We start from the raw sequence: 14,518 nt of genomic DNA, 5'->3' as shown, positions 1-14,518 counted from the left end.
TCTGGCTCTGGCTCTGGCTCTGGCTCTGGCTCTGGCTCTGGCTCTGGCTCTGGCTCTGGCTCTGGCTCTGGCTCCACAGGAACATCTTCGAGCGCTTGCTCTTCGTCAAGCAATAACTCGTCTTGTTCTAAACCAAGCAGCGACGCAAAGTAATCATCCAGCGCCTGCTCACTTGAGAGCGGCGCGGTATCAGCTTTCATCTTGCGCTAGCCTCTCCAAGTAAATCAGCAACTGTTTGTAGGCAAAGACACCTCGACTGCCCGCCGCAAAATGTGACGCAGGCAAATGCTTCAAACTGGCATCGCGAAATTTAGTGTCTATCGGTACTGCCGAGCTCCACACTTGCGATGGGTAATCTTGTTTAAGCTGAGTCAAGGTTTGCAGCGATGCGCGCGTACGTTTGTCGTACATGGTTGGTACTATGGTGACCTTAAACGGACGCTGACGCGACTTTTGCATAATCGCAAGTGTACGCACCATACGCTCTAAGCCTTTCATCGCTAAGAATTCTGTTTGGACCGGAATTAAGATGCGATCACTTGCCGCCAGCGCATTTACCATCATGACCCCAAGGATAGGTGGGCAATCAATTAACACGTAATCGTAGTCATCACGAATAGTCATTAGAGCGCGTTTAAGGATAAGTCCCATACCACTTCGATTACCCATCACTCGATCGAGCGTTGCCAGCGACATGTGCGCTGGCAAAATATCGATATTTTCGATGTTAGTGTTGTGGATTAACGGCTTAACTCGACTATCACTGAACTCTTTAAGCTGGAACATATCAAACAAACTGTGTGATAGATGATCTGAGTCCATGCCTAAGTAAGTGGTCAATGAAGCATGAGGATCGGTATCGATAAGCAATACACGATTACCTTTCTGGCTCAAAAGCCCCGCCAACGTAACAGTGGTTGTCGTTTTACCGACACCGCCTTTTTGGTTAGCAACACTCCATACGATCATGTTACGACCTCTTCAACTCAACCAAAATGCGTTCAGCAATACGATCAAGAGGCAGATCTTCTGAAGAAATCCCTGCCTTAGCGACTGCTTGTGGCATACCGTAAACCACGCAAGAGTCTTCATCTTGAGCCCATACCGTCGACCCAGCAGATTTCAGCATGCGTGCACCTTCTCGGCCATCAGCCCCCATTCCGGTCAGTACCATCGATAATACTTTGTCGTGGTAAATCTTGGCCGCCGAGCCAAAGGTAACATCAACACAAGGTTTGTAGTTCATGCGTTCACCGCCATCAAGAATGCGGATTTTCGCACTCCCAGGGCGCCCTTCGATCATCATTTGCATACCGCCAGGGGCAAGATAGGCCACACCTGGTTGCAGTACATCGCCATTGGCAGCTTCTTTCACCGTGATTTGGCAGAGCGAGTTTAGCCTAGCCGCGAATGCTGCGGTAAAAGTTGCTGGCATATGCTGGATCAGCAAAATCGGATGAGGGTAATTGCCTGGCAATTTAGTCAGGATTTTTTGCAGGGCAACAGGGCCGCCTGTCGACGTACCAATCGCCGTCAACTGATAACTTTTGCCGCTACTGCGAAAACGCGCTGCAGGTGCCGCCGTTTTAGACGCTGATGCATCATCATTAGGGCGAGTGACCGTTGCTCTTGGCGCAGTACTTGGCGTAGACATAGGTCGGCGCACCGCCGTGCGTCTCAATAACGCTCTGCGGCTAGCAATTTGCTGCACGCGCTGCTGCAGTAAGCTAACTGCTTCATCTTTATTTCGTGCGATGTCTTCAAACTTCTTAGGCAAGAAGTCCAACGCCCCGGCTTCTAGCGCATCCAGCGTGGCTTTTGCGCCTTCATGGGTCAATGAAGAAAACATCAAAATAGGGGTTGGCTGAGCGCTCATAATCTCACGGACAGCAGTGATGCCATCCATGACGGGCATCTCAATGTCCATAGTGATCACGTCAGGCTTTAGCGCTAGCGCTTTTTCTACCGCTTCTTTACCATTGATGGCCACGTCGATAACTTCCAGACGTGGCGCAGCATTGATAATGTCGCTGACTCGGCGACGGAAGAAACTAGAGTCATCTACAACTAATACTTTTAACGACATAGACTTCCTTATCAGATACGCGATGCTGCAGCGTACTGTTTAAGTAAGTCCGGCACGTCAAGAATAAGCGCAATATGGCCGTCACTGGTGATCGTTGCACCAGCCATGCCTGGAGTACCTTGTAGCAAGCTATCGAGAGGCTTGATCACCACCTCTTCTTGACCAATCAAGGTATCAACAACAAAGCCAACACGCTGACTACCAATTTGAACAATCACGACGTGACCATGGCCGGTGCGCTGCTGAGCGCGACCCGCGTGTGGTGCTAACCAGTCTTGCAAATAGAATAGCGGGATAGACTTATCACGAACGATAATCGTCAATTGACCATCAACCACATTTGTGCGGCTTAGATCCAAGTGGAAAATCTCATTCACACTTGCAAGTGGCAGTGCAAATGGGTTTTTACCAACACCCACCATCAAGGTCGGTAAAATCGCTAAAGTCAGTGGGACTTTAATAGTGATCTTGGTACCTTTACCAAGCTCTGAATCGATATCGATTGAACCGTTTAGAGTGTTGATGGCGGTTTTCACCACGTCCATTCCTACACCACGGCCAGAGATATCAGAAATCTTCTCTTTGCTTGAGAAACCCGGCATAAAGATAAGGTTAAAGCACTCTTTATCCGTCAAGCGAGACGCAGCATCGTCATCCATCATTCCGCGTTTCACCGCAATGGCACGCAGTTTATCAGGATCCATACCGCCACCATCATCGATGATTGCGAGCTCAATATGGTCGCCTTCTTGCGATGCTGATAAGGTAATTTTACCCGTACGGGACTTGCCAGTAGATTCACGGACGTCTGGCATTTCAATGCCATGGTCAACCGAGTTGCGCACCAAGTGGATCAATGGATCCGCGAGTGCTTCGACTAGATTTTTATCCAGATCGGTATCTTCGCCTTGCATCTCAAGTACGATGTCTTTGTTTAGGCTACGTGCTAAATCGCGAACCACGCGAGGGAAACGGCCAAACACCTTTTTAATCGGTTGCATGCGGGTTTTCATTACCGCACCTTGCAAATCTGCGGTAACAACATCGAGATTCGAGACCGCTTTCGACATCTCTTCATCGTTGCTGTTAAGACCCAAGCTCACCAAACGATTACGAACCAATACCAATTCGCCTACCATGTTCATAATGGTATCTAGTGTTGACGTATCAACGCGTACGCTTGCTTCTGCTTGTGGTTTCTTAGGTGCAACAGCCGTCGCTTTTTTCTCAGCCGGTAGTGATTTTTCACTGTTACCTACGCTGACAGGTGCAACAGTTGGTGCAGCAACAGGCTCTGCGACAGGTGCTACAGGTTCAACTGGCTTAGTGTCAGCAGGTGCTTCGTTCATTGAAGCAGGCTTAGTCGCAGCATCTAGCTCATCAGGAGAGGGACCTTTACCTACACCATGCAGTTCATCTAATAACTTTTCGAATTCTTCGTCTGTCATCAAATCACCGCCGTCATTCGCAGAGCTAGCAGCGGGTGCTGGCGCTGGTTTAGACGGGGCAACTGGTGCTGGCTGAGCGCCATCCGCTGCAGATGGTCCTTTACCGACACCATGCAGCTCATCTAGAAGCTTTTCAAACTCGTCGTCGGTAATATCCGATGAAGGAAGATCGCTCGGCGCTGACGCGGGAGCTGGTGTTTCAACCACAGTCATGGTCGGTTTAGCGGTTGATTTCGTTGGACTGCAACCTTTACCATGAAGCTCATCCAACAAACGTTCAAATTCATCTTGAGTAATATCATCAATCGAACCACTCGCGGAGATCTCCGCAGTTGGCGCTTCTGACACTACCTCAGGAACGGATTCTGGAACAACGTCGACGACTGGCGGCGGTGTAGGTGAGGCTGCTGTTTCGTCAGCAGATTCTGGGCTACTTAAACGATGAAGCTCTTCAAGCAGAGCAGGATCGGCAGGATCAATCGGCTCCATATTTTGAACTGACTGGAACTGAACGTTTACCGTATCCAGCGCTTTTAACATGGTATCCATTAAGCTAGCATTCACCGAACGCTGTCCGTTACGTAATATATCGAACACGTTTTCTGCGCCATGGCAGGTATCAACCAGTTCGGTCAACGCCAAGAATCCGGCACCACCTTTCACGGTATGAAAGCCTCTAAAGATCGCGTTGAGCAGATCTTTATCTTCCGGGTTATTTTCTAGCTCAACAAGTTGCTCAGAAAGTAACTCTAGGATCTCCCCCGCTTCCACTAGGAAGTCCTGAAGGATCTCTTCATCTAATTCGTAGCTCATAGTCACCCCTAAAACCCAAGACTTGAAAGTAAGTCATCAACTTCGTCTTGCGAAGCAACAGCATCGTCACGCTCATGAGGATTTATGATTGGTCCTTCAACGCCAGAGGTCGCTTGCTTTGGTTTTGTTGTTATTGGTTGTTGTTCGTCACTGAACACTTTCAAGATTTCTACCAAGCGCGTTTCCACTTCACTCACTAACGTGATGACGCGTCGGATGATCTGTCCAGTAAGGTCTTGAAAGTCCTGTGCCATAAGGATATTGGTCAGTTGAGTACGCAATTCGGTACTGTCCCCTTCCACTTGACTGAGTAAGTCATCAATGCGATGACACAGGTCTTTAAATTGCTGTAGCTCGAGCCTGCCATGCATCAGCTCGTTCCACTGAGGGCGTACCTGAGTTAAACACTCATGTAAACTGTCCGCCATTGGCAAACAGCGTTCCACCGCATCCATGGTTGTATTCGCTGAGACTTCGGTCTTATTGATGACATATTCAAGGCGATCGCGCGCTTCTGGGATTTCGTCAGTAGCAATCTCGTTAAGACGAGTATCGTAACTGAATTCCGTCAGTGCATCGTGTAGGTCACGGGTTAGCGCACCAACTTCTTGAAGCACTTTGCGCTCGCTGCCACCTTGAATCATCATGACCAGCTCGTCCGCTTCTTGTTGCTTGCCTTGTTCTAACAAATCAACAAGTTGCTTAGCTTGTTCCAATGAAATCATTCTGATATAGCCGTCTGCTATTTATGGCGTCTTATAAACGCTCAAAGATTTTATCTAGTTTTTCTTTTAGTGTTGCCGCAGTGAAAGGCTTAACGATATAGCCGTTTACACCCGCTTGCGCCGCTTCAATAATTTGCTCACGCTTAGCTTCTGCAGTGATCATAAGAACAGGCAAGTGCTTCAGCTCTTCGTCGGCACGAATATGGCGAAGCAGATCAATACCTTGCATGCCAGGCATGTTCCAGTCAGTCACCACAAAGTCGAAATCGCCTTTCTTGAGCATTGGCAAAGCCGTCAAACCATCGTCGGCTTCTAGCGTGTTGCTAAAACCCAAGTCGCGCAAAAGGTTTTTAACGATACGACGCATTGTTGAAAAATCGTCAACAATCAAGATTTTCATGTTTTTATTCAAAGTTGCCTCCACTGAAAGCAAAATCAGTGTTTATTAATTATTATCGGTCCAAGCGCTTAGCTTGGTGCGAAGACGCTGCATGGATTGACTTAGTATTTGGCTAACGCGCGATTCGCTGACGCCCAATACCTCACCTATCTCCTTCAAATTTAACTCTTCATCATAATACAGGGATAACGTCAACGCTTCACGCTCTGGGAGCGATTTTATTGATTCTATTAACGCTTCGCGAAATGCATCATCCGCGACCCCCTGAAAAGGCGAGTTATCTTCTTCATCTGCAACAGATACAGAGTCTTCGGAAATGCCAAGATCTTCAATACCAACAAGTTTTGAACAGTTAATGTCTGACAATGCCTTGTGATATTGTTCTAGGCTCATTCCTAAATGGTTGGCGACTTCCGTATCGGTCGGGTCACGATTGAGCTCCACCTCCAATACCGAAATCGCCTGCGAAATATCACGACTGTGCTTGTGTACCGAACGTGGCACCCAGTCACCTCGACGAATATCGTCTAGCATCGCACCTCGAATGCGAATGCCAGCATAGGTCTCAAAGCTTGCACCTTTGCTACCATCATAATTCTTTTGTGCTTCAATCAAGCCGATCATTCCGGCCTGAATCAAGTCTTCTACCAACACGTTAGGTGGTAAACGCCCAATTAAATGGTGAGCGATTCGTTTCACCAATACTGAGTATTTCTCCAAGAAAGCTTGCTGACCACTCAAATTGGCATGCTGGTCATAGGTCAAAGCTTTATTCACCAAACGGTTCCTCTAATACTTCCGGTCTGTTGAGTAGTCTCTCGACAAAAAACTCCAAGTGGCCACTTGGTACTTTTGGTATTGGCCAAGTCAGCGCTTTGTTGGCAAGCGAGCTCATCGCCAATGCCGCCGGTGAACGTGGAAATGCATCCACAACAATTTTCTGTCTCTTCACCGCTTGTCGCACTTTATCATCTAATGGAATACAGGCGACTAACTCAAGGCTCACATTCAAGAATCGCTCTGTGACTAGTGTCAATTTTGTGAACAATTCTCGGCCTTCTCGGTAGCTACGAACCATGTTCGCCACCACTTTGAAGCGTTGCACTTGGTGCTCGCGGCTCAGCAATTTAATCAATGCATAGGCATCAGTGATCGACGTTGGTTCATCACAGACCACCACAACGACATCTTGCGCGGCGCGGGAGAAACTGACCACCATGTCAGAAATACCTGCTGCAGTATCCACCAACAACACGTCCATTTCTTCTTCCAAGCTACCAAATGCACGGATAAGTCCCATGTGCTGTGCATGACTTAGTTCCGTCATGCTTTGGGTACCCGACGTCGCTGGAATGATTCTAATGCCGTGTGGGCCTTCAACGATAGCGTCTTTTAAATCGCATTCACCCGCCAGAACATGACCTAGATTTTTCTTAGGTCGGATGCCCAGCATGACATCGACATTAGCAAGACCTAAGTCGGCATCAAGTACCATCACTTTCTTGCCTTGGCGCGCCATGCAAATGGCCAAACCAAGCGTTACGTTGGATTTACCTACGCCGCCTTTGCCGCCGGTGACAGAGATAACTTTAGTTAAAGTTGGTTTAGTCAAACGTCTTAGGCCACTGGCCTGATCATGTATCATGTTATTTGTCATTTTCGCTTGCATCTAAACCCCCTCCATATCACTGTTCCAGAAGTGAGGTTCATTCTCTGTCGACTTCTCTAATAATTCGTTGGCTTTCGCGACCATGTATTTTGGCTGCGCGATCACGATGTCTTCCGGTACTCGCTGACCATTCGCAATGTAGGTCACCGGTAGTGCATTTTGGACAACGACACTAATAAACTCACCCAAACTCAACGACTCATCCAGCTTGGTCATAATACAACCAGATAACGGAATGCGTCTAAAGTGATCCAGTGTCTCTTGCAGTACTTGTCGCTGCGCTGTAGCAGGCAAAACAAGGTAACTGTGAATCACTTCGCCACTCTCTTGCATCAGAGTGTCTAACTGTTCGGACAAACGCACGTCGCGCTGGCCCATACCGGCGGTATCTATCAACACCAAACGTCGATTTCTCAACTGATAGAGTACATCGGCCAATTCTTCAGAATCTTTAGCGACTCTTACCGGGCAACCCATAATTCGGCCATAAATCGACAGCTGTTCGTGAGCACCGATACGATAAGTGTCAGTAGTCACCAAGGCGACATTGTCTGAGCCATACTCCATCGCCGCACGCGCAGCGAGTTTTGCCACAGTCGTGGTTTTACCTACACCTGTAGGACCGAGCAGCGCAACGATGCCACCTTTGCGTAGAATATCTTGCTTACTGACAACAATCTGATCGGAGACCAAAGACAGCAACGCTTTCCACGCTTTTTGTGGCGGTGTGTCTTCTGGAATATAGCAAGCAAGCTGGTCAGAAAGCTCAGGGGAGATCCCCATGCGTTCAAGGCGTTTAATCAACATGGCACGCAGCGGCTCACGACGCTCAACTTCTTGCCACATTAATCCGGAAACTTGATGTTCGAGCAAACGACGGATCGAGGACATATCCTCTTTCATCGCTTCGAGCTCTTCACCAAACTTACCATCGCGGCCACTACTTGGTTTGCGCGTCTCACGAGCATTATCTAAATAGCCTTCGTCAGAGCGGTAAGAGGGACGAGCACTTTCTTGGCGGTCACGGAAAGTCGTCTCAGAGCGGTTTTGCTGAGCATACTGCAAGCGGTCGCTGTTTTGATAGCCATCACTCACTGAACGAGAATCAGCGGCAGACTTACTGCGCTCCGACTGACGTTCAAGTAATGCTGAGAGTGAATCTGGTGGTGTATTCTTCGGCTTGCTTTGCTCGTTGTCGTTGCCGCGATAGCTTTTTAGCATATTCGCGAAACGATCGGTCATCGATGGTAGTGCGCTACTGGTCGGTGCGGCGCTGCCCTTTTGCAAGTTCACCACATCCTCTTTGAGGTCGCGACCATAGCTCGGCAAGGCCGAACGCGATGGCGCTGCTAGAGCATTGCTGCCCATTTGACGCTCTGGTTGCGCAGTATCGCCATCAATAGCAGCCACGATTTCTACGCCGCCCGCCACTTTTTTATTCGACATGATCACAGCATCGGCACCAAGTTCTTCTTTAACTTGGAGCAGAGCTTGCCTCATATCTCTGGCGAAAAATCGTTTAATTTTCAAGTGTTACATCCATTCAATGTGCAATGTCCGGCTCATCGGTGTAAAGACCGATGACCAGTGCTAAGGCTAATTACCTACGGCCTGCACGATTCTAATCTGTTTCTCATCAGGGATTTCTTGGTAAGACAAGACTCGCAAGTTCGGAATGGTATTTTTCACGAATTTAGCGAGCGTCGAACGCAATACACCCGATGTTAGCAGCACAGCTGCCTCTCCTTTTAGCTCTTGCTCTTGAGTCGCTTGTGTTAGCGAAGCTTGAAGTCTTTCGGCTAATCCAGGTTCAATGCCTGCGGATTCACCGCCAGACGCTTGCATAGTTTGATGCAAAATTTGTTCCAGCTCAGGTATCAGGGTAATCACTGGAAGCTCCGGCTCTATGCCGTTGATTTCCTGAACAATCAGGCGTTTCAGCGAGATACGAACCGCTGCCGTCAATACGTCAGGTTCTTGACTCTTGCCGGAGTATTCCGCCAAAGTTTGGACGATAGTACGGATATCACGGATAGGAATCGCCTCATGCAGCAAGTTCTGTAGAACCTTGACTACGGTACCCAGCGGCAATTGCTCTGGGACAAAATCTTCCACCAACTTAGGAGCGCTGCGACCAAGTACTTCCAGAAGGTTCTGCACTTCTTCGTGACCTAATAGCTGAGCGGCGTTATTGGTCAAGAGCTGACTCAAATGAGTGGCAAGCACTGTAGATGAGTCTACGACGGTATAACCAAGCGCCTGGGCGTGTTCTCGCTGCGCTTCTTGAATCCACACTGCTTCTAGCCCAAATGCAGGGTCAATGGTTTGCTCACCATCAATCAGGCCATAAACTTGTCCAGGATTAATCGCGAGCTCCTGATCGGGGCGAATTTCGGCTTCTCCCACAGCGACCCCCATCAAGGTAATGCGATAAGAGTTAGGCGTCAGCTCTAAGTTATCGCGAATATGCACCGCAGGAATAAGGAAGCCAAAGTCTTGGGATAGCTTTTTACGAACACCCTTCACACGTTCAAGCAGCTCACCACCTTGGTCTCTGTCTACTAGTGGAATTAAACGATAGCCCACTTCAAGACCAATCACATCAACGGGCTGAACGTCATCCCAAGAGAGCTCTTTTGGCGGCGCAGCCGGGTCATTGCTGTTGGCACCCACCTCCGCCGGTAGGTTCTTCTCATCCGCTTTAGCTTGCTGTTTACGGTGCATCCAATAGGCGCCACCACCAGCCAACGCAGCCAAAAGTAGAAAAGCAAAGTGTGGCATACCCGGCACAATACCCATCACACCCAAAATACCGGCGGTGATAGTCAATGCTTTCGGGTTATCAAAAAGCTGGAATACGACCTGCTCCCCCATGTCTTCGTCAGTATTTTGACGGGTTACCATGATAGCGGCAGCAATGGAAAGTAGTAGCGATGGGATTTGAGCAACCAAACCATCACCAATGGTCAGCAACGTGTAGATTTGCAGGGCTTCGGTAAAGCCGAGCGAGTGCTGCATCATACCAATGCTGAGACCCCCAACGATGTTGAGAAACAGGATCAAAATACCTGCAATGGCATCGCCCTTAACAAATTTGGATGCACCATCCATCGAACCGTAGAAGTCAGCCTCTTTGGTCACTTCGAAACGGCGCAGGCGTGCTTGGTCTTGGTCAATGAGACCAGCGTTAAGGTCAGCATCGATCGCCATCTGTTTACCTGGTAGGGCATCGAGGGTGAAGCGAGCACTTACCTCAGAAATACGTCCCGCACCTTTCGTAACCACCATGAAGTTAATGATCATCAAAATCATAAACACCACGAGACCCACGGCGTAGTTACCACCGATAACTACGTTACCAAACGCTTCAATGACGTTACCGGCAGCGCTGCCCCCTTCATGACCATAGAGTAAAACCACACGAGTAGACGCCACGTTTAGCGCTAAACGCAACAGAGTGGCGATCAGCAGTACGGTTGGGAATGCGGCAAAATCAAGAGGACGACGGGTATAGACCGATACCAGCAAGACCACCATGGCCAATGCGATATTAAAGGTGAAGAACAAGTCGAGCAGAATTGCCGGGATCGGCAATACAATCATCGCAAGCGCGGCAAGCACCATAACCGGTGCACCGATAGCAGGTAGCGCTCGACGCGGAATGTTCGGCAACTTATCGGCAAAAGGTAACGTCAATTTCATTACGGATAGTTCACTGCTGGTCTCCACTTTCCTTGGAGACTCGGGTTGTTTCTTTTAATAAGGACTAATGTGCAAGAATTACGCCACTAACGCACGCCATTTTTTTGACACTACGACTTTGCCACCCACGCTGGCAAAGTCGTATTAGTAACGCATATCTTTCGGGATGGTGACCTGCTCATTTTGCAGCTTAGGCCGCTGTCCACCCTTTTTGCGATACTGCTTAAGCTGATACACATAAGCGAGAATTTGCGCCACCGCTGCAAACAGTCCATCAGGGATTTCTTGTTCCAGCTCTGTGGTGTGATAAAGCGAGCGAGCTAATGGCGGTGACGGGATAACATAAATATTGTGCTCTCTCGCCACTTCACGGATCTTCAGCGCCATGTGATCCACGCCTTTTGCGACCACAATTGGCGCTTTGTCTTGGCCTTGTTTATAGCGAAGCGCTACGGAAAAGTGCTCAGGGTTAGTCACTATCACATCAGCTTGAGGCACTTCTGCCATCATGCGCCGTTGAGCGGCTTCCCGTTGCAACATACGAATACGCCCTTTCACCTCAGGTTTACCCTCGGTATCTTTGTATTCGTCTTTCACTTCTTGTTTGGTCATTTTCAGTTGGTTGGCGTGCTGCCAGATCTGAAACGGGATATCTATCGCTACCACAATGAGCAACGTCGTACTAATCAGCAAAATAAAGTTAAGCAAGATATCCAGCGCGTGGAAGATGTTCTGAGGATAGACTTCCATACTGAGCTGGAATAAGTCCGCACGCGAGGCGTTAACCAAATAAAACGCCATCCCGGCAACGAGCGCGACTTTTAAAATCGACTTGATAAGCTCCACCCAGCTTTGCATCCCAAGCATTCGCTTCACACCGCTAAGTGGGTTCATTTTCGACAGCTTTGGCATCGCTGCTTCCGCCGAAAAACTAATGCCCCCGACGCCCGCGGCGCCGACAAGCGCAGCAACGAACAACACAACCAAGATAAGTGTCAGTGGTAGCAACAAGCTCGACAGTGCACCGAGCACAACATCAAAGAGTTTGGTGGAGTCGTAGATTTCTTCTCGGGTTAAGGTGAATAACCGCGACATTGAACTAAACAATGCGCGCGCTAGCCCTTCGCCAAACATCATCAGTGATAGCGAGCCAACAATCAGTACGGACACCGATGCTAGTTCTTTGGATCGCGCCACCTGTCCCTTTTCGCGAGCTTGTTTAAGCCGCTGGGGGGTGGCGTCTTCGGTACGTTCTTGGCCGTCGGATTCTGCCATGATCAGCCCTCCCCTAGCACGCGAGATCGATCAAGCGACACACCTGACCTTCTACTTGTAACCAATAGAGCTGATAGTGACTATACAGCCCCGCCATAATGTACCAACAGATCATCAAACCGATCAGTAGCGCAAACGCAAAACCGAGCGAGAAGATGTTAAGTTGTGGCGCTGCACGAGTCATAACACCAAAAGACAAGTTGACGGTCAAAAGCGCGATAATACCGGCCAGAGCCATACTCAATGCAGTCTGAAACATGATGCCTAGCCACCCAGCCATTTCGCGAAAATCCGCGCTGGACAGGTGTCCCGAGCCCACTGGCAAGGTCTTAAAACTCATCACCACCAGTTGAATCATCTTAAGATGGCCATCTGTCGCAAGGAAAAACATGGTAGTAAGAAATAGAAATAGCTGACCTAACACCGGCGTATTTTGACCGTTCGCAGGGTCAACCATAGAAGCAAAACCTAGGCTCGATTGCATACCCAATATCTGGCCGAGCATAACAAAGGTCTGCACCATAAATACCGTCACCATGCCCATCGCCGTACCGATAAGTATTTGCTCAGCGACGGTGAGGAAACCTTGAAACGACAACAACTCAATGGTTTGAGGAATGGCTGGTATCGAAGGTGACACCGCCAGCGTCAGCGCAAGCCCCAAGAACAATCGAATACGAGGTGACACAAAGTTCGCCCCAGTCACGGACATCACCATCAACATGGCAGAAATACGCACATAAGGCCAAAAGAAGTTGGTTAGCCAATCAAGGACGTCACTCGCTGGGTATTCCATGCGGGGTTACCATAGTACCAATGGGAGACGCTCGATGATTTCATAAAAAAACTCCATCATCATCTGCGTGCCCCAATGGGCAAACGCCATCAGTGCCAAAATGGTGACAATCAATCTTGGCAAAAAACTTAACGTCTGTTCGTTAATCGAAGTCGCGGCTTGAAAGATAGCCACAACAAGACCGACTAACAGGCTCGGCACTACGATGGCACAAACCAGCAGCAATACCAGCCACAGCGCATCTCTAAACAGTTCGACAAACATCTCAGGAGTCATAATGCTACTCCAGCTACAAGGCGAAACTGCCGGCCAAGGTGGAAAGAATTAGATTCCATCCATCCACCAGCACGAACAACATCAGTTTAAACGGCAAGGATACAATCATCGGTGACAGCATCATCATACCCATTGCCATCAAAATGGACGCCACGACCAAATCAATGATAAGAAACGGTAAAAACAGCATAAAGCCAATTTGGAAGGCGGTTTTCAGCTCCGAAGTAATAAAGGCCGGGATAAGCACTGCCATAGAAACGTCTTCTGGGTTCTGTGCGGTTGAACCAGACATTTCAACAAAGGTCTCCAAATCTTTGACGCGCGTTTGCTTTAGCATAAAGTCTTTGATGGGTGCTTGTGCTTGTTCAAAGGCTTGCTTGGCACTGATCTGCTCATTGAGGTAGGGCTGAACAGCTTGCTCGTTCACCTGATTGAGCACCGGGGACATAATAAAAAAGGTCAAGAATATGGCAATACCAATGATCACCTGATTGGACGGCGTTTGCTGCAAACCCATTGCTTGGCGCAAGATGGACATCACCACGACAATTCGGGTAAAGGAGGTCATCAAAATCACCATGGCAGGCAAGAAGCCTAGCATGGTCATCAGTGCCAATATTTGCAGGTTGACCGAATAGTCTTCACTGCCGTCTGGATTAGTCGTCATAGTAAATGCTGGAATGCCAGGCCCCGTGCCAAAGGCACTGGATGTGGTTGCACCGGCTGCGCCTCGGTCGCTGCGCATTTCGCTGACGGTAACGCTGCTACTTGGAGCAGCAGAGCTTGAGATAGGCGTTGCTAACTCTTCTTCAGCAGCACTCACACCAACAGAAAACAGTGGCGCAGCAATCAGCAATAAACAAACAACAACAAGTCGAATAGAGTTAGTCATTGTGAGTCTGCTTTTTCATGATTTTTGACAACTGACTAGCAAATGCAGGTTGAGAGACCTCACTCTCTTCAAGCGGCTTCTCAAGCTTTGAGATAAGTTGAATCGATTGTGAGGTAATGCCCACTAAAAACTGCTCTTCACCCGCTTCTACGATCGCGATGCGCTCTTTGGTACCAACAGGAATTTGGCGAACAATCTTAAGCCCTTGCTGATTGACCAAAGAGGGCACTTTCATGCGCTTTAACACCCATGCTAAACCCAAGATCACAGCAATCACTAATACGAGTGAGCCAAGCGTGGCAGCAAAATCAAACGGCGAACCGCCGTTAGCTGAAACTTCTGCCGCGGCATTGGCGATTCCGGAAGTCATAAACAGCGCCGCCCCAATCGTGGACAACCAATATCGATTCAATGTCATCAGCCTAATTCCATTCAC

General features: G+C 48.8%; 14 protein-coding genes and 1 pseudogene. All 15 read right to left on the bottom strand.

The window, feature by feature from the left end; genetic code table 11:
• Positions 1 to 200 (bottom strand): annotated as a pseudogene (locus L4C42_RS17270) (hypothetical protein); the annotation flags it as partial.
• Positions 190 to 969 (bottom strand): ParA family protein, encoded by a 780-nt coding sequence (locus L4C42_RS17265; RefSeq protein WP_429761427.1) that lies wholly within the window; start codon positions 967 to 969, stop codon positions 190 to 192. The pseudogene L4C42_RS17270 and the gene L4C42_RS17265, both read right to left, overlap by 11 nt.
• Before the next feature lies 1 nt (position 970).
• Positions 971 to 2,086: a protein-glutamate methylesterase/protein-glutamine glutaminase gene (locus L4C42_RS17260; RefSeq protein WP_429761425.1), complete on the bottom strand. Its 1,116-nt coding sequence runs from the start codon at positions 2,084 to 2,086 to the stop codon at positions 971 to 973.
• An 11-nt stretch (positions 2,087 to 2,097) separates the two neighbouring features.
• Positions 2,098 to 4,347: a chemotaxis protein CheA gene (locus L4C42_RS17255; protein WP_429761423.1), complete on the bottom strand. Its 2,250-nt coding sequence runs from the start codon at positions 4,345 to 4,347 to the stop codon at positions 2,098 to 2,100.
• Between the two features lie 8 nt (positions 4,348 to 4,355).
• The gene (locus L4C42_RS17250) at positions 4,356 to 5,072 is read right to left on the bottom strand and encodes a protein phosphatase CheZ (protein WP_353496726.1); all 717 of its coding nucleotides are present in this window, start codon (positions 5,070 to 5,072) and stop codon (positions 4,356 to 4,358) included.
• A 31-nt stretch (positions 5,073 to 5,103) separates the two neighbouring features.
• Positions 5,104 to 5,472, bottom strand: coding sequence for a chemotaxis response regulator CheY (cheY, locus tag L4C42_RS17245; RefSeq protein ID WP_006069980.1), 369 nt, complete (start codon positions 5,470 to 5,472; stop codon positions 5,104 to 5,106).
• 45 nt (positions 5,473 to 5,517) lie between these two features.
• Positions 5,518 to 6,249, bottom strand: coding sequence for an RNA polymerase sigma factor FliA (locus L4C42_RS17240; RefSeq protein WP_429761420.1), 732 nt, complete (start codon positions 6,247 to 6,249; stop codon positions 5,518 to 5,520).
• Positions 6,242 to 7,129: a MinD/ParA family protein gene (locus tag L4C42_RS17235; protein ID WP_429761418.1), complete on the bottom strand. Its 888-nt coding sequence runs from the start codon at positions 7,127 to 7,129 to the stop codon at positions 6,242 to 6,244. The genes L4C42_RS17240 and L4C42_RS17235 overlap by 8 nt, the downstream gene beginning before the upstream one ends.
• Positions 7,130 to 7,141: 12 nt before the next feature.
• Positions 7,142 to 8,671 (bottom strand): flagellar biosynthesis GTPase FlhF, encoded by a 1,530-nt coding sequence (gene flhF, locus L4C42_RS17230; RefSeq protein WP_429761416.1) that lies wholly within the window; start codon positions 8,669 to 8,671, stop codon positions 7,142 to 7,144.
• A 66-nt stretch (positions 8,672 to 8,737) separates the two neighbouring features.
• Entirely contained in the window at positions 8,738 to 10,843 is a 2,106-nt protein-coding gene (gene flhA, locus L4C42_RS17225) for a flagellar biosynthesis protein FlhA (RefSeq protein ID WP_353496730.1), read from the bottom strand.
• A 144-nt stretch (positions 10,844 to 10,987) separates the two neighbouring features.
• Complete coding sequence (gene flhB / locus L4C42_RS17220) at positions 10,988 to 12,118, bottom strand: flagellar biosynthesis protein FlhB (protein ID WP_353496731.1); 1,131 nt, start codon at positions 12,116 to 12,118, stop codon at positions 10,988 to 10,990.
• Between the two features lie 13 nt (positions 12,119 to 12,131).
• Positions 12,132 to 12,914 (bottom strand): flagellar biosynthetic protein FliR, encoded by a 783-nt coding sequence (fliR, locus tag L4C42_RS17215; RefSeq protein WP_353496732.1) that lies wholly within the window; start codon positions 12,912 to 12,914, stop codon positions 12,132 to 12,134.
• Between the two features lie 6 nt (positions 12,915 to 12,920).
• A complete protein-coding gene (fliQ, locus tag L4C42_RS17210) occupies positions 12,921 to 13,190 on the bottom strand; it encodes a flagellar biosynthesis protein FliQ (protein WP_353496733.1) in 270 nt (89 codons plus the stop codon).
• Between the two features lie 13 nt (positions 13,191 to 13,203).
• A complete protein-coding gene (fliP, locus tag L4C42_RS17205) occupies positions 13,204 to 14,082 on the bottom strand; it encodes a flagellar type III secretion system pore protein FliP (RefSeq protein ID WP_353496734.1) in 879 nt (292 codons plus the stop codon).
• Positions 14,075 to 14,500, bottom strand: coding sequence for a flagellar biosynthetic protein FliO (gene fliO, locus L4C42_RS17200; protein ID WP_418642041.1), 426 nt, complete (start codon positions 14,498 to 14,500; stop codon positions 14,075 to 14,077). Before fliO ends, fliP begins: the two co-directional genes overlap by 8 nt.
• Positions 14,501 to 14,518: the final 18 nt, after the last annotated feature.

It is taken from the genome of Vibrio wakamikoensis (genome assembly GCF_050337275.1).
GTDB classification, from domain to species: domain Bacteria; phylum Pseudomonadota; class Gammaproteobacteria; order Enterobacterales; family Vibrionaceae; genus Vibrio; species Vibrio chaetopteri.
This window is presented reverse-complemented; position numbering and strand designations above follow the sequence as displayed.

Coding starts and splice junctions, on each gene's coding strand:
- L4C42_RS17260 (WP_429761425.1), bottom strand. CDS start 2,086: ATGTCGTTAAAAGTATTAGTTGTAGATGACTCTAGTTTCTTCCGTCGC.
- fliO (WP_418642041.1), bottom strand. CDS start 14,500: ATGACATTGAATCGATATTGGTTGTCCACGATTGGGGCGGCGCTGTTT.
- L4C42_RS17255 (WP_429761423.1), bottom strand. CDS start 4,347: ATGAGCTACGAATTAGATGAAGAGATCCTTCAGGACTTCCTAGTGGAA.
- L4C42_RS17235 (WP_429761418.1), bottom strand. CDS start 7,129: ATGACAAATAACATGATACATGATCAGGCCAGTGGCCTAAGACGTTTG.
- L4C42_RS17250 (WP_353496726.1), bottom strand. CDS start 5,072: ATGATTTCATTGGAACAAGCTAAGCAACTTGTTGATTTGTTAGAACAA.
- fliR (WP_353496732.1), bottom strand. CDS start 12,914: ATGGAATACCCAGCGAGTGACGTCCTTGATTGGCTAACCAACTTCTTT.
- fliP (WP_353496734.1), bottom strand. CDS start 14,082: ATGACTAACTCTATTCGACTTGTTGTTGTTTGTTTATTGCTGATTGCT.
- L4C42_RS17265 (WP_429761427.1), bottom strand. CDS start 969: ATGATCGTATGGAGTGTTGCTAACCAAAAAGGCGGTGTCGGTAAAACG.
- cheY (WP_006069980.1), bottom strand. CDS start 5,472: ATGAAAATCTTGATTGTTGACGATTTTTCAACAATGCGTCGTATCGTT.
- flhB (WP_353496731.1), bottom strand. CDS start 12,118: ATGGCAGAATCCGACGGCCAAGAACGTACCGAAGACGCCACCCCCCAG.
- flhA (WP_353496730.1), bottom strand. CDS start 10,843: ATGAAATTGACGTTACCTTTTGCCGATAAGTTGCCGAACATTCCGCGT.
- fliQ (WP_353496733.1), bottom strand. CDS start 13,190: ATGACTCCTGAGATGTTTGTCGAACTGTTTAGAGATGCGCTGTGGCTG.